This is a genomic window from Paenibacillus lacisediminis (assembly GCF_046567315.2).
In genome coordinates, this window is sequence record NZ_JBKIAX020000005.1 from 379,661 (window position 1) to 398,124 (window position 18,464).

The following is an 18,464-nucleotide window of genomic DNA, read 5'->3' on the forward strand; positions in this document are numbered from 1 at the left end:
GGAGGAACCCGCAAAACGGTTCGCTCCGCCCTGTTTTGTCTCCATCTGCATTCTATAGTACAATAAATCTTATGCATGAGAGCCAAGGAGGAAAACTTGCGATGATTTGGAAGGAAATTACTATACATACGACGGAAGAAGCCGTGGAAATGATCTCGAATTTTCTGCATGAAGCCGGGGCCGGGGGCGTTACGATCGAGGAGCACGCCGACAACGATAAGCCGCGCGATACCTCGCTGGGCCAGTGGTTTGAAATTCCGCCCAACGACATTCCCGAGGGCGAAGCCAAAATCAGCGGCTATTTTCCGGAGGGCTTGGAGATCGAGGCGATCATCTCCGAAGTGAAGGAACGGATCGAAGAGCTTAGAGGTTATGATATCGACCCGGGCCAGGCGGAAATTTCGGTTAGAGATGTAAGCGAAGACGACTGGGCCAACAACTGGAAGCAGTATTTCAAGCCGCTAAGGGTATCCGATAAATTAACGATTAAGCCGACCTGGGAGGATTACGCGCCCCAGTCGCCGGAGGAAAAAATTATTGAGCTTGATCCCGGCATGGCATTTGGCACAGGAACACACCCCACGACATCTTTATGTTTGCGCACACTGGAGGGGGTTATCCGCGAAGGGGACGAAGTAATTGACGTTGGAACCGGTTCGGGCATTTTGGCGATCGGCGCATGCCGCCTGGGCGCTTCCCGGGTGCTGGCGCTTGATCTCGATCCGGTGGCCGTGTCCAGCGCAAGCGAAAACACGAAGCTGAACGGGCTGGAGGACAAAATCCAGGTTGTGGAAAGCGATTTGCTGTCGGTGCTGAAAGGCGGCGGAAGCGGCAAATTGCAAGTGTCGCTGCCGGTCCGGGTCGTCGTGGCCAACATTTTGGCGGAAATCATTTTGCTTTTTATCGACGATGTATTCCAGGCCCTGCAGCCGGGAGGATATTATATCGCTTCGGGGATCTATAAAAATAAAGAACAAGCCGTAGAGGAAGCGCTGCTTGCAGCGGGGTTTGAGATCGAGCAAACGGCCCGGGAAGAGGATTGGGTTGCTTTCGTGGCGAGAAAGAGGTAGCTTGCATGGATTTTTTAAACCAAATATTACGCGTCCCTTTGGACCAGCTTCCGTTTTATTTGATCACGCTGGTGATCGCTTTTACGTTACATGAGTTTTCGCACGCTTATTTCGCCAACAAATTCGGCGATCCCACGGCCAAGCTGCTTGGCCGCGTAACGCTGAATCCGGCGGTTCATTTCGATTTTTTGGGGATCATTCTGCTGCTGATCGCCGGCTTCGGCTGGGCGAGGCCGGTTCCGGTCAACCGGGACAATTTCAGCAAGCCCCGCCTGATGGGAGTGGTCGTCTCGGCGGCCGGACCGCTCAGCAATTTGCTGCTCGGTGTGCTGGGCACCCTGGTGTACGTGATGCTGGCGCAGTTTGGCGTTTTGGACTCGATTACGAACGAGCGGCTTTTTCAAGCGATTATGATTTTTTTCAATCTGTTCAACAGCATGAACTTTTTCTTATTTTTATTCAACTTGATTCCGCTGCCGCCGCTGGACGGATACCGTATCCTGGAGGATATCGTCCCGCGCCGCGTACTCGGCAAATTGCAGCAATTTGAGCAATGGTCCGTCCTTATCTTTTTGATCATCCTAATGGTTCCCGCTTTGCGGGCATATACGATCGAACCCCTGTATCAGGCGGCCTATTCAATGTACTTCCAATTCGGCCAATTTTTCATGCTGTTGTTCGGGGCTTGAGGCGGGAAGAAAGACTGGAACAAACATATTAAAAGTTGTATGATGTAATTTAGTGATTTTTAGAGGTAGTTCAAAAAGTCAGCTACTTTTTGAACTTGTATTTTTTTGGTGAGGATGATAAGCATGCAGCGTTATTTTGTGGAGCCATCGCAGTTTGGTGAACGGGAAGTGGCGATTGTCGGGGAGGATGCGCGCCATATCGGCAAGGTGATGCGTTCCAAACCGGGCGATAAGCTCATCGTAAGCGATGGAATATCCCGTGAAGTCCTCGCAGAAATAACGACAATGGAGCCGCAGCAAGTTACTGCGGCTATTATAGAGACACTGGCTGCGTCCGGAGAGCCGTGGCTGCAGGTGATGGTGGCCCAGAGCTTGCCGAAAGGCGACAAGATGGAAACCGTAATCCAGAAGTGCACGGAGATCGGGGCGTCCGTTTTCCTTCCTTTTTTGTCCGCGCGCACGGTTGTGCAGTACGATCAGAAGAAGGAAGAGAAGCGCCTTGGTCGCTGGCGGAAAATTGCCAAAGAAGCCGCCGAGCAGGCGCACCGCAGCAAAATCCCGGCGGTGGAGATGCCGGTGAAATGGGAAGGGCTGATGTCCGCTTTGGGTTCCTGCGATTTGGTGTGCTTGTGTTATGAAAAAGAGCATGGCCAGCAGTTGCGGGACGTATTGCAGCCTTTTGCTAAGCGGATTGATCCCGAACAGACTTACAAAATCGCCGTTGTGGTTGGACCTGAGGGCGGTTTTTCCGAAGAAGAAGTGCGGGAAGCCGAAGCCAAGGGAGCGGTTGCCGTCGGTTTGGGACGACGTATTTTGCGGACCGAGACGGCCGCTATGGCCGCTTTGACCTGCATCATGTATGAATCCGGAGAAATGGGGGGAATTTGAACGATGCCATCTGTCGCATTTTACACCTTAGGTTGTAAAGTCAACTTTTACGATACCGAAGCCATATGGCAGCTGTTTAAAAACGAGGGCTACGAGCAGGTCGATTTCGAACAACAGACCGCCGACGTCTATTTGATTAATACGTGCACCGTGACGAATACGGGGGATAAAAAAAGCCGGCAGATCATCCGGCGCGCCGTGCGCCGCAATCCGGACGCTATCGTGGCCGTGACGGGCTGTTACGCGCAAACGTCCCCGGCGGAAATTTTGGACATCCCTGGCGTCGATTTGGTCATCGGCACGCAGGATCGGGATAAAATCATCCCTTACGTGAAGCAAATCCAGGAGCAGCGCAAGCCGATCAACGCCGTACGCAACATTATGAAAACCCGCGAATTCGAAGAGCTGGACGTTCCGAATTTTGCCGACCATACCCGTGCTTTCTTGAAAATTCAAGAGGGCTGCAACAATTTCTGCACTTTCTGCATCATCCCTTGGTCGCGTGGTCTGTCACGCAGCCGCGATCCGCAAAGCGTGGTTCAGCAGGCGCGCCAACTGGTCGCCGCAGGCTACAAGGAAATCGTGTTAACCGGTATCCATACCGGCGGGTATGGCGACGATCTCGAAAACTACCGCCTGTCGGATTTGCTGTGGGATTTGGATAAAGTGGAAGGCCTCGGCCGGATCCGCATCAGTTCGATCGAAGCGAGCCAAATCGATGAGCGCATGCTGGAAGTGTTGAAGGGTTCTTCCAAAATGTGCCGGCATTTCCATATTCCGCTGCAGGCGGGCAGCAACGAAGTGCTTAAACGGATGAGAAGAAAGTATACTATCGAGGAATACGAGCATAAAATCAGAATGATCCGAGAATTTATGCCGGAGGTTGCTATTACGACGGACGTCATCGTTGGCTTCCCCGGCGAAACCGATGAGCAGTTCCGCGAAGGTTATGAAGCGATCAAGCGGATCGGCTTTTCGGAAATCCACGTGTTCCCGTATTCCAAACGGACCGGGACGCCGGCCGCGCGGATGGAGGACCAAGTGGATGAAGAGGTCAAACATGCCCGCGTGCATGAGTTGATCGATTTGTCGGAACAAATGCAGCTAGCCTATGCCGAGAAATTCGTCGGTCAGGTGCTGGAGGTCATTCCGGAAAAAGACGACAAAGGAACGGCCGGAGACGGTTTCGCGACCGGCTTCAGCGACAACTATTTGCAGATTCGTTTCCCGGGCACCCCGGACTTGACCGGCAAAATTTGCCGCGTCAAACTCACCAAGGCCGACGTCAATACAAACGAAGGCCAACTGGTGCGCGTCCTGGACGAATCCGCGCAAGCCTTGGCTTAAATAGGTTTTTGCCCACTCGGGCGTTAAGCAAGGATTTCAACCCTCCAGGGTTGAAATCCTTGTTGTCGCATTAGGGCGAAAGCAAGATAGCGAGCAATGCATTTCAACGGTAAACCAGGAGCGCAAAAAGTAAGACGTGCCCCGAAAGGGGGGAGCACTTCTAACGGTTGCCACAACCGTTAGATTTCCGGCGGACTCTATTTCGATTCGAAAGCTAGTGGTTCCATGCACGAAGTAGAGCGAATCCCGCAGGGAGAGCGGCTAAAGAACGTCTCTGTTGCCCCCACGTTATTTGCGGTTTTCAGCAGGTAACCCGAGAGCGCAAAAAGTAAGACGTACCCCGAAGGGGAGAAAAGCGTTCCACCCACGAAGTTAGGCGCATTCCCGAAGGGAACAGCAGCAGGAGCGCCTCAGTCCCTCCCACGTTAGTCCAGTTTGCAGGTTTCCCAAGGGCTGCTAAGCCCTTGGGGCCCTCCCTTACCGTAAGGGAGGGTTTGGGAGGGATGAGATCCCGGTTTGGCAGGGATGAGGCCCATAAGAAGGAGGTACAGCCAGAATGGCATTCAAAGAAATCTCTGCAGGAGGGGTTGTCTATCATAAGGATGGCGGCCGGATGCAAATTCAGTTGATTACCGATCGGTACGGCAAAATATCGTTTGCCAAAGGAAAAAGAGAGCCCGGCGAGACCGTGGAGCAAACAGCGCTTCGGGAAATTTGGGAGGAGACGGGCATCGTCGGCCGGATTATAAAGCTGATTGATATCATTGCTTATACTTATATGCATCCCAAATATGGGAGTGTGGATAAGGAAGTCCACTATTATCTGGTGGAATGCGAAAGCGGCAAGCTTCGCCCGCAGTTGGAGGAAATCCGCAGCGTTGCCTGGTACGATCCGCAGGAAGCGTGGAAGCTTCAGCAGAAATCGGGATACGATAATAACGATTTTATTTTGGAAAAAGCGCTCAAGATGCTTGGTTTACAGCCCTAGCTTCAAGCCAAAGAGGCCCGGAACCGGCGCCGCCCCTTGTTTAAATCGGCTTTGCGGGCGGCAGAGCCGGTGCGGCGTCCGAACCGGAATGGTCCAACCGGGACCAAATGGGCAAATAGCAAAACGGCAGCGCCAGCAACGAACTAGCCACGTTAAAAATCGTTTGCGTATGTGCGATTTGCGCCGAAAGATCCGGGGACAGCCAGGTTACGGCAGCTTCAAGCCACGGTGCCATCGGAAGAAACAACGCGGCACCGAGCACATTTAGTATAACATGCGACCAGGCGACGAATTGCCCGGGGCGCGTTCCTCCGATGGCGGCAATCAGCGCGGTGACACAGGTCCCGACATTGGAGCCGATCACCATGGCGATCCCGAGCTCGACCGGAAGGGCGCCGCTTCCGACCAGCCCCATCGTCATGGCGACGACCGCCGCGCTGCTGTGAATGATTGCCGTCAGCACCGCCCCGGTGACAGCTCCCCACAGGAGGCTGCCGGTGGCATGCTCCAGCAGCCAGTCGATGGCGCCGCGCGCTTCCAGCGCCGGGCCGATCGACTGCATCATGCGGATCGCGATCATCACCAGACTGAACCCGGCCGCGGCCAAAGCGCCAAACTGCAAGGGAAGAAGCATAGGGAACCTCCGTTTTACATAGGCGGGCAGCATTTCATCCCCAAGTACGGCTCCGGCCCACAGCAGCAAAGATACGATCAGCATCGGCGCGCCGAGCTTGGCGATATTTAAAGCGATCAATTCCGTGGTGATGCAAGTCCCAATATTGCCGCCAAGGATAATGCCGAGCGTCCGGGCATAAGAGAGCAGGCCGGCATTGACAAGACCGATCGTCATGACGGTAACCGCCGTACTGCTCTGCAAAATGGCAGTGATAAATGTGCTGGACAGCATTCCCGTCCAGGGCGTACGCGTCGTCGTATGCAGAAACCGCATCAGCTTCGGGCCGGCCCAGGCGTGAAGGGCTGCCTCCATGATTTTCATGCCGAACAAGAACAGGGCCAGTCCAAATGTGACCGGAAAAATAATCTCTTGAAACATGCTGCAAGGCCCCCTTTTTAAGTGAGAGTTCAAAAAGTCGGCTTTTCAGCACCGAGAAGGTTGGATGAAGCTAGGGACTGAGTAGCGGAGCGTAGGAAGATCCTACGTGAGCAACGGAAGGCCCGGATGAATTCAAGATTCGATGTCGAGTCCGCTTCGTGATCTGCTTCGTGATCAAAAGTTGACTTTTTGAACAACCATTTTAAGTGTACAAGTTACATATATGATGGCGGGACGACTTACATGCTTGATGCAAATGGCGGGGATGCCGCGCACACCTTAGAACGAGAGAGAACAACAATCTTAATTAGGAGTGAATTAAACAAGTGGCCAAAGTCATTTTAGAGCGTAGCCGCAAAAAACGGCTGGAAAAAGGGCATCCGTGGATTTACCGCAATGAAATTGCATCCGTAGAGGGCGATCCGGCCCCGGGAAGCCTGGTAGACATCGTCGACCACCGGCACAGATATTTGGCGACAGGGTACTACAACCCTGCTTCGCAAATTACGGTCCGGGCGGTTTCATATCAGCCGCTGGCCGAAATGGACAAGGACTTCTTCATCAAAAGGATTTCGGACTGCCTGCGGCACCGCGAGCGGTTCGTGAACGAAGAATCGTACCGGCTTGTCTACGGCGAAGCCGATTTTTTGCCGGGCCTGATCGTGGACAAGTTCGGCGATGTCCTTGTCGTTCAACTGCTGACCCTAGGGATGGATCGCTGCCGGGAAAATATCGTAGCAGCGCTGGCGGAAGTGCTCCGGCCGGTCGGCATATATGAGCGGAGCGACGTGTCCGTACGCGAGATGGAGGGGTTGGGGCAGGTAAAGGGGCCGGTTTACGGCAATCCGCCGCGCCATGTGATCGTAACGGAAAACGGGCTGAAAATCGAGGTTGATATCGAACAGGGGCAAAAAACGGGGTATTTTTTCGATCAGCGCGAAAACCGGGCCTCAATCAAACCTTTGATGACGGGCTGGGGCGGGCACAGCGGAATTGCGCTGCAGGAGCTCCCGGCAGAGGATGGCGGCGTCCGGCTTGCTCCCGTGAACCGCAACGGCAAAGAGGTAACCTTTCCTTACTGGGACGGAGCCACGGTGCTGGAATGCTTTTCGCATACGGGCAGCTTCACGCTGCATGCCTGCAAATACGGTGCCAAAAAAGTGACCTGCCTCGATATTTCCGAGCACGCGATCGATAGCGCGAAGCGGAACGTGGAGCTCAACGGGTTTGAAGACCGCGTGGAATTTGTCGTCGCCGACGCGTTTGACTATCTCCGCAGCCAAGTGAAGGGAGTGGAGGAGCGCGCCCGCAGGGCTGCGCCGGGCGGCAAGGTGGATACCTCCGTGCCTCTTCCGGCCGGAGGCGGACGGACCTGGGATGTGGTCATTCTCGATCCGCCGGCGTTCGCCAAAACGAAAAGCGCGGTTAAAGGCGCGTGCCGCGGCTACAAGGACATCAATCTGCACGGGATGAAGCTGGTTAACGAAGGCGGGTATTTGGTGACCGCCAGTTGCTCCTACCATATGCGGCCCGACTTGTTCCTGGAGACGATTCTGGAAGCGGCGGAGGATGCGGGAAAAGTGCTGCGGTTGATCGAATGGCGGGCGGCCGGAAAAGACCATCCGCAAATCCTCGGCGTGGATGAGGGGCATTATTTGAAATTTGCGATCTTTGAGGTGCGCAGCAAAACGTTTTGATTAGGTATAGTAAAACCGGAAGTTTACACGCCATTTCTCCCAAATTGGAGGAGTGGCGTTTTTCTTAAATTTTATAGGATTTATAAAATTTCGGACAGGGTGGAAGTCGATGAGCAGGGAGAGAGGGGAGGAGAAGAGTAATTCTGGGGGCTAAGGGACACCAGAGCCGTTATTTTCGGAAAAACGGAGGTTTGCAAAATGTACCGGACACAGAGGACCTTATTTACCTCAAATCGGCCTGGATGAACTGGTTTAGAGTGAAATAAGGTCATGTGGGTCCGTTAGCCTGGGAAATACCCGGGAAATGGGTCGATAAGGGTCGCTGGTGTCCGTTAGAGCAGCGTTCAAAGTTTAGAAAAAGCCGAAGTCCTCGGGCAATTTTCGGATAAGTATCGGATAAGTAACTGTACATTTTGCAACTATTCATTCAATAATGGAAAATCCGTAAAATCATTAGTTCAACTGATCTAGTGCGAATGTTTGATCGCATCTATGCTATACTGTTGGTTGTACGAATCGTCCGTGGTAGCTAGGAGGGAATCCCATGTCTTTACAGTTCATTATCGGCCGTTCCGGAAGCGGGAAGAGCAGCCTGATTCTCGAGCGGGTCATCACCCGGCTGCGGGAAGATCCCGCAGGTCCGCCGCTTATCATTCTCGCACCGGAGCAGGGAACGTTCCAGATCGAGCAGCGAATCGTGACCGCGCCGGACCTTAAAGGGACCGTCCGCACCCAAGTGCTCGGATTCCGCCGTCTGGCGCTGCGCATCATGCAGGAGACGGGAGGAGCGGCGCTTGTGCCGATCAACGACGAGGGCAAAAAAATGCTGCTCTACAAAATCCTGCGCCGGCGCCGCGATGAGCTGAAGCTGTTCGGCCGCGGCGGAGACCAGCTTGGCCTGATCGACCGGATCGCCGCGCTGTATACGGAAATGAAGAAATATAACGTGGAGTTCTCCAATTTGCCGGAGCATCATCAATTGTTGCAGTCGGCCGCCGGGGAATCTCCGCTGCTCGTGGATAAAATACATGATCTCGGCTTGTTGTTCGCCGAGTTTGACGCTGAACTTGCCCAGCTGTACATCGATAATGAAGATCATGTGGTCAAGCTGGCGGAAGGAGCGGCCGACTCGGCGTATTTGCGCGGGGCGGAAATCTGGATCGACGGATTTCATACGTTTACGCCTCAGGAATATACGGCGATCGGCGCCCTATTGAAGGCCGCGTCGAACGTCACCGTGGCGCTGACGCTAGACCGGCCTTACGATGACGGCGTCCTGCCGCATGAATTAAACCTGTTTTATGCGCCGGCGGTCGCCTACACCAAGCTGCGCCGACTGGCCGAAGAAACCGGGGTTGAGGCGGGGCGGACGGAGCTTCTGGACCAGCGGCCATATCCGCGATTCCGCGAAAGCGAAACGCTGTCTTATCTGGAATCGGCATATGAGCGCCGCAGTCCGTGGCCCGGCACGACAGCGCCAAACGATCTCGGCCACGCGCTGTCTCTTCGCCGGGCCGGCAACCGCCGCGCCGAAGTGGAGGGAGCGGCCCGCGAGATGGTGCGGCTGGCGCGCGAGGAAGGCGTACGATGGCGGGATATGGCTCTATTGGTGAGGAATCTGGATGACTACGATCCTATAATCGCTCCGATTATGGAGGAATACGGCATCCCTTATTTTATGGACCGGAAAAATAGCCTGCTTCACCATCCCCTGATCGAATTTATCCGCGCGGCGCTCGATGTCGTGATCGGTTACTGGAAATATGAAGATGTATTCCGCTGCATCAAAAGCGATTTTTTACTGCCGCTGGACGGCAGCCTGACGCGCGAGCATATGGACGTGCTGGAAAATTACGTGCTCGCCAGCGGAATCCAGGGCTATCGCTGGTATGACGGGCGGCCTTGGAAAGCCGCGCCAAGCCTGTCGTTGGAACAGGGCGAAGATGCTGGAGCGGCGTCAGCCAAAGGGGACGCGGTGCTGCGGATGCTGGAGCAATGCCGTACTGCCGTGACCGGGCCGCTTTCGGCGTTCGAGAAAAGGATTAAAAAAGCGAAGACGGCGGCGGAGATGTGCGCGGCCGTTTACCAGCTGCTTGAGGATACGGAAGCGGCGCGGCATTTGGATATGCTGGCGCACCGGATGCTGCGCGAAGGCCGGCCCCAGCGGGCCATGGAGCACCGGCAGCTTTGGGGGGCGGTGCTGGACCTGCTGGATCAGATCGTCGAAATGATGGGCGGCGAAGCGCTGGAGCTGGAGCTGTTTGCCGGGGTGTTGGAAACCGGGCTTAAGGACCTCAAGCTGTCGCTGGTGCCTCCGTCCCTGGATCAGGTGCTGATCGGCAGCACGGACCGGACGCGTTCGGGTGCGGTCAAGCATTTATTCCTGGCCGGCGTTAATGAAGGGATCATGCCGGCAGCATTGCAGGAAGAAGGCGTCTTCAGCGAACAGGAGCGCCTCAGGCTGGCGGAAATCGGCCTCGAGCTCGCACCCGGGCTGACCCGCCAACTGCTTGATGAGCGATTTCTGATCTATGGCGCTTTGACTTTGGCCAGCCGGTCGCTGTGGATCAGTTATGCGGCGGCGGACGAAGATGGGGGGGCGCTGCTGCCTTCCGAAGTGATCCGTCATGTCCGGCGTATTTTCCCGGATTTGCGGGAACAGTTTATTGGCCAGGCGCCGCCGGCTGTTGCCGAAGCCGGGCCCGGCCATGATGAAGCACAGCTGCAGTACGTGTCGCGGCCCGCACCGGCGTTGTCCACGCTGATCGGGCAGCTGCGCTTGTGGAAAGCGGGGGAAGCCGTTTCGCCGGTATGGTGGAATGTGCTGGAGTGGTGCAGAAGCAAGCCGGAGTGGGAAGAAAAAACCGCCCGCCTGCTTGACTCGCTTGCTTACCGCAACCGGGTGCGCGGGCTTAGTCCGGAGGCGAGCCGCAAGCTGTACGGCAAACGGCTGCGGACAAGCGTGTCGCGGATGGAGAAGTTTTCGGCCTGTCCTTTCGCGCATTTTGCTTCCCACGGGCTGAAGCTGAAGGAACGCCAGCTGTACCGCCTGAAAGCGCCGGATATCGGCCAGCTGTTCCACGCCGCGCTGAGCGCGATGGCCATGACGTTCAAGGCGCAGAACCGGAGCTGGGGTTCCCTGACGCCGGAGGAGTGCCTGCGCGAAGCGGATGCGGCCGTGGACCAGCTGGCGCCGAAGCTGCAGGGCGAGATTTTGCTCAGCTCGAAGCGTTATGGCTACATATCCCGCAAGCTGAAGACGATCGTGGGCCGGGCATCGCTGATCCTGGGCGAGCAGGCGCGGCGGGGCAGCTTTGAGCCGGTGGGGCTGGAGCTCGATTTCGGGCCGGGCCGGCCGCTGCCTCCGCTGACGTTTGAGCTGCCGAACGGCTGCGTGATGGAAATCGTCGGACGCATCGACCGGGTCGATATGGCCGAAGGGGACGGAGGCCTGCTGCTGCGGGTCATCGACTACAAATCGAGCCAGACCGACCTGAAGCTGCACGAGGTGTATTACGGATTGTCGCTGCAAATGCTGACGTATCTTGACGTGCTGCTGTCCTCGGCGGAGGAATGGCTCGGGCGGCCGGCCATCCCGGCGGGCACATTGTACTTCCACGTGCATAATCCCCTGCTGCAGAGCAGCAACGGCATGAGCCCGGAACAGGCGCACCAGGAGCTGCTCAAGCGCTTCAAGATGAAGGGGCTGCTGCTGGCGGATCGAGACGTGATCGCGAAAATGGATGGACAACTGGAAAAAGGATATTCCGATATTTTGCCGGTGGCTGTTAAAGCGGACGGCGGATTTTACAGCAGTGCCTCGGTGGCTACACCGGACCAGTGGCAAACGCTGCTGCGCTTGGTGCGGCAAACGATCACCGAGATCGGCACGCGCATTACCGACGGGGACGTGCGGATCGCCCCGTACCGGATCGGGATGGAGACGGCGTGCACGCATTGCGTGTACAAGCCGGTATGCCGCTTTGAGGAGTCGCTGGAAGGCAGCTCTTATCAAATGCTGAGCAAACCCGGAAAACAGGAAATTTGGCCGCTTCTGGCGCAGGGGAGCTGGCAAGCAAGCGGAAGGGAAAGCGGACAACAAAGCGGACAACAAAGCGGACACGGAAGCGGAAAGGAGGCCATGCCATCATGATGACAGTCCCGGCAAAACCGCAGGGAAGCACCTGGAGCGACGACCAATGGCGGGCGATCACGCTGTCCGGCGGCGATATGCTGGTCGCGGCGGCGGCGGGCTCGGGCAAAACGGCGGTGCTCGTGGAGCGGATCATCCGCAAGCTGACGGACCCGGAGCGGCCGCTTAGCGTCGATCGGCTGCTGGTCGCGACGTTCACGAAGGCGGCCGCTGCGGAAATGCGGCAGCGGATCACGGAGGCGCTGGAAAAGGAGCTGGCCAAAGATCCGGCGAACGCCGAAATCAGCCGCCAGCTGGCCATGCTGGGGCGCGCCTCGATCACGACGCTGCACTCCTTCTGCATGGAGGTGATCCAGCGCTATTATACGCTGATCCCGCTCGATCCGGGCTTTCGCATCGCGTCCGAAAGCGAAACCGCTCTGCTGCGGCAGGAGGTGCTGGAGCAGCTGTTCGAGGAAAAATACGGCGCTGCCGTACCGGGCAGCCCATTCCTTACGCTCGTCGACCTGTTTGGCGGGGAGCGGAGCGACGACGCAGTGTTCGCGCTGGTGCTGCGGCTTTACGAGTTTTCCCGCAGCCATCCTTGGCCGGAGGGCTGGCTGCGCCAGGCTTCGGCCGCGTTTTTGGTCTCCGATGCGGCTGCGCTGGAGAACAGCTCTTGGGTGGCCAGCATCCTGGCGGATACGGCGCTTACGCTGAGCGGGGCCGCGGGGCTCCTCTCCCAGGCCAAAGCCTTGGCCCTGGCACCTGGCGGGCCTGAGCCGTACGCGGCGACACTGGAGGAGGAGCTGGCCCTCGTGGAGCGTCTGCAGGAGGCCGTGGCCGCCGGAAAGTGGGCTTCGCTCTTCGAGGTTTTTCAGACCGTCACTTTCGGCAAGCTGAAGCCCTGCAAAAAGGATCAGACCGACCCGGACCTGCAGGAGCGGGTCAAGGCACTGCGCGAGGAAGCGAAAAAAACGATCGCGGATTTGCGCACGCAGCTGTACGGCCGGCCGGCTGGGGAATTCCTGCGGGAGCTGCACGAAATGGCGCCGCTGCTCGGTGCCTTGTCCGATCTGGTCAGCGAATTCAGCGAGCGTTACCGGCAGGAAAAGGTGGCCAAGGGCTGGCTTGATTTTTCCGACCTTGAGCATTACTGCCTGCAAATTTTACGCCACCCGGACTCTGCTCCGGACGAAATGCGCCCCTCGGAGGCTGCGCTGGAATACAGGCAGCAGTTCGATGAGGTGCTGCTGGACGAATACCAGGACACCAATACCGTCCAGGAAGCGATCGTCCGGCTCATTTCGCGGGAGGCGCCCGGCAACCGGTTTATGGTCGGCGACGTCAAGCAGAGCATTTACCGCTTCCGCCTGGCGGAACCGGGGTTGTTTCTGGAGAAATACCGGAGCTACGGCGACGATTTCACGGGAACGGGCCTGCGCATCGATTTGGCCCGCAACTTCCGCAGCCGGCAGGAAGTGGTGGACGCGGTCAACCTGCTGTTCCGGCAAATCATGAACGAAAACGTAGCGGAGATCGCTTACGATTTGCGCGCCGAGCTGGTGTATGGTGAGGGGTTCCCGGACGGCGAGGGGGATGATTACCGTCCCGAGCTGCTGCTGATCGACCGGGATAACGGCGCCTCGAATGAGGCCGCCGATGCCGGGGAACCGGGAAGCGGCAGCTTCTCCGTTTCGGCGGCGGACGGCGAGGACGGCGGCGTGGAGGACGAAGCCGCCGTGCTGGAAGCGGTGCGCCTTGAGGCGCGCGCGATCGCGGCGCGCATCCGCGGCATGCTGGGCGATGGCGGCGCACCGCTGCGCATTTACGATAAGCAGCTGAAGGCCATGCGGCCTGTGCGCTACGGCGATATGGCGATTTTGCTGCGTTCGACTTTATCCTGGGCGCCGGCGATGATCGAGGAGCTGCGGCTGGAAGGCATCCCGGCGTACGGGGAACTGAGCCAGGGTTATTTTCAGGCCTCGGAAGTGGAAACGATGCTGTCCCTGCTGCAGGTGGCGGACAATCCGCTGCAGGATATTCCGCTTGCGGCCGTGCTGCGCTCGCCCTTGTTCGGTTTGTCGGAGGAGGAACTGGCGGAAATCCGGCTTGCTGCTCCGGGCGGAAGATTTTATGAAGCCGTTTTGGCGCGCGCGAGGGCCGGAGCATCCGTGGGAACGGACGCTGCGGACGGCGCCGGCAGTGATGCACCTTTGGATCAAGCGGGCGAGGAAGAGCTAACGGACAAGCTGAAGGGCTTCTTGCAGCGGTTAAATGACTGGCGAAACATAGCCAGGGAAGGAGATCTCAGCAACCTTATCCGTGTGATTTACCGTGAGACCGGATATTTGGACTGGGCCTATGGGCTGCCGGGAGGAGCACAGCGGCAAAGCAATTTGCTGGCCCTGCTGGACCGGGCGCGGCAGTACGAGGCTTCCGCGCAGGCTCCGGGATTGTTTCGCTTTTTGCGGTATGTCGAACGGCTGCGGGAAAACGGCGGCGATCTTGGCGCGGCGGCGGCTTCCGGAGAGCAGGGTGACACGGTGCGCATCATGACGATTCATAAAAGCAAAGGGCTGGAGTTTCCGGTCGTGTTTGTGGCCGGATTGTCCAAAATGTTCAACCGCCAGGATTTGAACGCGCCGTTTCTGATGCACAAGGAAATGGGCTTTGGCCCGAAATTCGTGGATACGGAAACCCGCGTCAGCTACCCGACTTTGCCGAATCTGGCCATCCGCCGGCGGGCCCAGATGGAGCTGCTGGCGGAGGAGATGCGTGTGCTGTACGTCGCTTTGACCCGTCCGAAGGACAAGCTGGTGCTCGTATCCGCGGTAAAAAATTTACGCAAAGCCGTTGAAGTATGGGGGGCGGCGCTGGAAGCGGCGGACGAACAATTGCCGGACTATATGCTGGCGCGAGGCCGCTGCTACCTCGACTGGATCGGACCGGCGATCGTTCGCCACCGGAGCGCCGCGGAGCTGCGGCGGTTCGCCGGACTGCCCGAGCAGGCGCCGGTATCGCTCAAGGACGGCGCTTCCGAATGGAACATCGCGTTTGTCCCTTCGCGGGAGATCGCCCAAACTGGCAGCGCCGAAGCGGCGTTAGCGATGGCAGCGTCAGCGCCGGAGGGAGCCTTGCCGGACACAACGGCGTTACAAGCGCTGCTGTCAGGCAGGCCGGTGGCGGTACAGCCCGCCACTCCCGCCGACGCCAAGCTGCGCCAGGAAGTCGCTGCCCGTCTGGACTGGGCGTACCCTTACGCCGCGGCCAGCCGGGTTTCCGCCAAAACGTCGGTGACGGAGATGAAGTCGCTGCTGACGCGGCCGGAGGAAACCGCGCGCGACGTTTTCGCCGAGACGGAACTGCGGCAGGAGCGGGAGACGCCGGAGGACAAGATAGAGTTCCGGCTCCACTTGCGGCGTCCGCGTTTCATAGAGCAGCGTAAGGCTACGCCGGCCGAACGAGGGACGGCCTACCACATGCTGATGCAGCATCTGCCGTTCGAAGACGGTTCCGGCGAAGCGCTTGTCCGTTCTACATTGGAACGGCTCGTGGCGCGAAAAATCATGACGGCAGAGCAAGCGGCTGAAATCGATCCGGCCAAAATCGCCGGGCTGCTCCACAGCCCGCTTGGCGAACTGCTCAAGCGGGCCGATTGGATAAAGCGCGAGATGCCCTTCAGCTATGGCTTGCCTGCTGTCGAAGCGTCTCCGCAGCTGAGCGGGCTGGAACCCGGGAATCCGGAGGCCGATGCGGCGGCAGGGCTGCAGCTGGCAGGGGAAACCGTGCTGATCCAGGGGATCGTGGACTGCCTGTTTTCGGTGGACGGCAAGGTGTTTTTGCTGGATTATAAAAGCGACCGGGTGCTCGATCACCGCGGCGGTGTCGAAGCTTTGGCGGCTTCATACCGTTTTCAGCTGGAGCTGTACGCCCAGGCGGTGGAAGAGATTACGGGCCGGCCGGTGGATGAGAAGTGGCTGTATTTCTTCGACAGCGGCGATGCCGTCAAACTGTAACATAAAGCGGGCGAAAAAGGAGCAAGGGCATTGAAAATAAGCAACGCGCATCCTGACGGAAGAAAAGTTGACCAAGCCGCTTATATTAACGACTTTTGACGATGATGAATTCATCGTGGATGCGGTCCGTTTCGGTGCCAAAGGGATATCCAAGAGGGAAATCGCGGGAGATATCTTTATTTCCGAAGGAACGGTGGCCAATTATATTACCTCGATCCTCAATAAAACGGGGCTGGAACACCGGACGCAAATCGCCATTTATTATTTGACGGGGAGGACCCGCTAGCGCATGGAATTATGGACCATCGGCAATAAAATGACGGTGCTTGGGCTGGTCATCGCCATGGCTTATTTTTCCGTGGAGGCGCCATCGCCCTGGTTTGTGCTGTATGTGCTGTTGTACTTGGCGTTGAATCTTGCGGCGCTTTTTCTGAAAGGCCGCGGCCGCCAAGCAGTGAACGGACTGGTGATTCTAGAAAAACGTTTTGGGGAAAAGCACCGTTCGGGTTGCTGCTGCTGCATTATTACTTACTCAGCTATTCGGTGCAGCAGGCTCGGTTTCTGCCGCAGGCAAAGATGTAGAAGTACACTTGTGCAGCTAAAGCTTCATAATTTAGAACGTATTCATATCTTATCGTAAGACAGGAAAACACATCTGTATGGGGATATAAGCACCCTTCTATACTTAAACCTCTCGTTATTTGAGTTATGAAAAGGTTTATCTGGAAGAGTGCTATTTCCTTTATAGGCTGTGTTTTTCTTCTTTTATCTTTGTGATTCAATGTAGGGAATCACATCGAGAAATAATAGTGTTTTATACCCGTAAATATTCTTTTTCATCATTTCAAGGTCGATGATGTTACCAAGTATTATTTTTGATGTTGCTGTCACAAAATGAGCTGCATCGGTGTATTAAGAGTAAAGCCAGGAGGGGGGGATGATTTTTGGATAGACAGCACAGAGAGTATAAATCAGACTCCGAAGAAATTGAGATGCTGATTGAAAGGACTAAGCAAGGTGATAAGGAAGCTTTCGCGTCAATTATAAGAAACTTTGAAAAACCAATGTATATCTATTGTTACCATATGCTCAAAAGCAAGGAAGAAGCCGAGGATGCTAGGCAAGAAATCTTTATTAGAGTGTATGAACAGATACATAAGTATCGTCCGAATATGAGTTTTTCGGCATGGCTGTACAAAATTGCCTACAATTACAGTCTGAATCAAATCCGGAGCAAAAAAAGGTGGTTTCGTTTTATAGATCGTTATAAATATGATCAGCCTGAGACCTCGACTCAGCAAATCGACAGTCAAACTACACTGAAGGATTTTCTAAATTTACTGACGATCGAAGAGAGACATATATTAGTTCTCCGGGCGATTCATCAATATCACTTTGACGAGATTAGTGAAATGTTGAATATGAAACCAGCCACTGTGCGCAAAAAGTATGAACGCCTTCGCAAAAAACTACAGACGAAGGAAGTTAATGAAGGAGGAAGAGTGAATGCGTCAATCACCAAATCCATCTAAAACTCTAAGTATTCAACAGGTGGAGCAAATGATTCGGGATACGGAGACGCCAGAGCATAGCATTAGTCAACAGATTGTAGAAAAACTTGAATCAAAAAGCGTGCCACCCCAAAAGCCAGTCTTCACAAGAAGAGCGGGAGTCATCGCAGCGGCACTGGTTGCTTTTTGTGTGTTTCTAACTCCTGTCATGGCTCAAACCATAGAGCGGCTATCCTTGCTTGAATATATCAACCCTTTTGCCAAAGAAATGAAAATGAATCCAAATGAGAAGGTGGATACACTTTATGCGACAGGTTTGGATGGGAATAAGCATTTTCATACGGGGATGATTCGCTTTGATGACATTGAGGACCAAGAGTTTAAAAGCCAGTTGCAAAGGGTTTGGAATGAGATTTTTCCCCAGGGAGAAGGAATTAATGATGTGATTATGTACGAATATAAGAAGGACACATTTCACATAGAGGCGCGAAACGAAAACAGATCCATCGAATTTGACCAAGGTCACTGGTATTATGCGAGTCAACCGATTGAAGAGAAGCAGGTTCCAGATGCTGCAAAAGATGCAGCGGACCAAGCTTTTAATAAAGTTGGGGATTTTAAACAAAGTAAACGGTCAGTAAGTCAAATGATCTTAAGGCCCAATCAAAACCCGGTGTATAAGTTCGTGTACAACACAGGCAAGGGTTCTATCCTCATTGATGTACAAAAAAATACGAATCAGATCACAAGGATTGTAGCTTTTCCGTTGTCGGATCAACTTAATAAATTGAATGATAAAAATAAATATCATGATTTAGTCGAGAAAACAAAAGCAATTGAGCTGGACAAGATCCGTGAGGAAACAGTGAAACAAGCTAAAGCATGGATGAATTTGGACTTGGCTGATTATAACGTATCCAAACTTGAATCACGGTTAGATACATTAACTTTCACCAAAGCGGGTTCTCCAGACGTGACTGCGCTATTCACCTCTAAAGGAACGATCTATTCAATTAAAATTGAGCTAAAGCAGCTATCTGAAAAAGGAACGGACTAACCAAGGAATGCA

12 protein-coding genes and 1 pseudogene are annotated in these 18,464 nt (G+C 55.4%); 12 read left to right on the forward strand and 1 reads right to left on the reverse strand.

The genetic code is table 11. The features are described 5' to 3' along the window. The first annotated feature begins 101 nt into the window (after positions 1-101). The 5 genes from prmA (at position 102) to ACLD72_RS12835 (ending at position 4,982) form a co-directional block, all read left to right on the forward strand. The gene (gene prmA, locus ACLD72_RS12815) at positions 102-1,070 is read left to right on the forward strand and encodes a 50S ribosomal protein L11 methyltransferase (protein WP_251587125.1); all 969 of its coding nucleotides are present in this window, start codon (positions 102-104) and stop codon (positions 1,068-1,070) included. Positions 1,071-1,075: 5 nt separating this feature from the next. Beyond that, complete coding sequence (locus ACLD72_RS12820; protein ID WP_411002104.1) at positions 1,076-1,759, forward strand: site-2 protease family protein; 684 nt, start codon at positions 1,076-1,078, stop codon at positions 1,757-1,759. A gap of 123 nt (positions 1,760-1,882) precedes the next feature. Then, positions 1,883-2,647, forward strand: coding sequence for an RsmE family RNA methyltransferase (locus ACLD72_RS12825; RefSeq protein WP_411002152.1), 765 nt, complete (start codon positions 1,883-1,885; stop codon positions 2,645-2,647). Positions 2,648-2,650: 3 nt separating this feature from the next. Continuing rightward, complete coding sequence (gene mtaB / locus ACLD72_RS12830; RefSeq protein ID WP_411002103.1) at positions 2,651-3,994, forward strand: tRNA (N(6)-L-threonylcarbamoyladenosine(37)-C(2))-methylthiotransferase MtaB; 1,344 nt, start codon at positions 2,651-2,653, stop codon at positions 3,992-3,994. A 556-nt stretch (positions 3,995-4,550) separates the two neighbouring features. Then, on the forward strand, positions 4,551-4,982 hold the full coding sequence (locus tag ACLD72_RS12835; RefSeq protein ID WP_411002102.1) for an NUDIX hydrolase: 432 nt from the start codon (positions 4,551-4,553) through the stop codon (positions 4,980-4,982). A gap of 40 nt (positions 4,983-5,022) precedes the next feature. Here ACLD72_RS12835 and ACLD72_RS12840 read toward each other — a convergent pair whose 3' ends face one another. Further along, positions 5,023-6,036, reverse strand: a complete 1,014-nt coding sequence (locus tag ACLD72_RS12840) for a Na/Pi cotransporter family protein (RefSeq protein ID WP_411002101.1) — start codon at positions 6,034-6,036, stop codon at positions 5,023-5,025. A 326-nt stretch (positions 6,037-6,362) separates the two neighbouring features. Here ACLD72_RS12840 and ACLD72_RS12845 point away from each other — a divergent pair, with 326 nt between their 5' ends. The 7 genes and pseudogenes from ACLD72_RS12845 to ACLD72_RS12875 all read left to right on the forward strand — a co-directional run bounded on the left by ACLD72_RS12845 (position 6,363) and on the right by ACLD72_RS12875 (position 18,452). After that, entirely contained in the window at positions 6,363-7,733 is a 1,371-nt protein-coding gene (locus ACLD72_RS12845) for a class I SAM-dependent rRNA methyltransferase (RefSeq protein ID WP_411002100.1), read from the forward strand. A 544-nt stretch (positions 7,734-8,277) separates the two neighbouring features. Continuing rightward, a complete protein-coding gene (gene addB / locus ACLD72_RS12850) occupies positions 8,278-11,886 on the forward strand; it encodes a helicase-exonuclease AddAB subunit AddB (RefSeq protein WP_411002099.1) in 3,609 nt (1,202 codons plus the stop codon). Further along, the gene (addA, locus tag ACLD72_RS12855; protein WP_411002098.1) at positions 11,883-15,884 is read left to right on the forward strand and encodes a helicase-exonuclease AddAB subunit AddA; all 4,002 of its coding nucleotides are present in this window, start codon (positions 11,883-11,885) and stop codon (positions 15,882-15,884) included. The genes addB and addA overlap by 4 nt, the downstream gene beginning before the upstream one ends. A 40-nt stretch (positions 15,885-15,924) precedes the next feature. Next, positions 15,925-16,170, forward strand: a pseudogene (locus ACLD72_RS12860) (LuxR C-terminal-related transcriptional regulator); the annotation flags it as partial. Positions 16,171-16,173: 3 nt separating this feature from the next. Then, positions 16,174-16,524, forward strand: a complete 351-nt coding sequence (locus ACLD72_RS12865) for a hypothetical protein (protein WP_411002097.1) — start codon at positions 16,174-16,176, stop codon at positions 16,522-16,524. A 304-nt stretch (positions 16,525-16,828) separates the two neighbouring features. Continuing rightward, positions 16,829-17,416, forward strand: coding sequence for an RNA polymerase sigma factor (locus tag ACLD72_RS12870; protein WP_411002096.1), 588 nt, complete (start codon positions 16,829-16,831; stop codon positions 17,414-17,416). After that, positions 17,391-18,452: a hypothetical protein gene (locus tag ACLD72_RS12875; RefSeq protein WP_411002095.1), complete on the forward strand. Its 1,062-nt coding sequence runs from the start codon at positions 17,391-17,393 to the stop codon at positions 18,450-18,452. Before ACLD72_RS12870 ends, ACLD72_RS12875 begins: the two co-directional genes overlap by 26 nt. Positions 18,453-18,464: the final 12 nt, after the last annotated feature.

Excerpts from the sequence above, each read along its gene's own strand:
- prmA (WP_251587125.1), top strand. The coding sequence starts at position 102 with ATGATTTGGAAGGAAATTACTATACATACGACGGAAGAAGCCGTGGAA.
- ACLD72_RS12820 (WP_411002104.1), top strand. The coding sequence starts at position 1,076 with ATGGATTTTTTAAACCAAATATTACGCGTCCCTTTGGACCAGCTTCCG.
- ACLD72_RS12825 (WP_411002152.1), top strand. The coding sequence starts at position 1,883 with ATGCAGCGTTATTTTGTGGAGCCATCGCAGTTTGGTGAACGGGAAGTG.
- mtaB (WP_411002103.1), top strand. The coding sequence starts at position 2,651 with ATGCCATCTGTCGCATTTTACACCTTAGGTTGTAAAGTCAACTTTTAC.
- ACLD72_RS12835 (WP_411002102.1), top strand. The coding sequence starts at position 4,551 with ATGGCATTCAAAGAAATCTCTGCAGGAGGGGTTGTCTATCATAAGGAT.
- ACLD72_RS12840 (WP_411002101.1), bottom strand. The coding sequence starts at position 6,036 with ATGTTTCAAGAGATTATTTTTCCGGTCACATTTGGACTGGCCCTGTTC.
- addB (WP_411002099.1), top strand. The coding sequence starts at position 8,278 with ATGTCTTTACAGTTCATTATCGGCCGTTCCGGAAGCGGGAAGAGCAGC.
- addA (WP_411002098.1), top strand. The coding sequence starts at position 11,883 with ATGATGACAGTCCCGGCAAAACCGCAGGGAAGCACCTGGAGCGACGAC.
- ACLD72_RS12865 (WP_411002097.1), top strand. The coding sequence starts at position 16,174 with ATGGAATTATGGACCATCGGCAATAAAATGACGGTGCTTGGGCTGGTC.
- ACLD72_RS12875 (WP_411002095.1), top strand. The coding sequence starts at position 17,391 with ATGCGTCAATCACCAAATCCATCTAAAACTCTAAGTATTCAACAGGTG.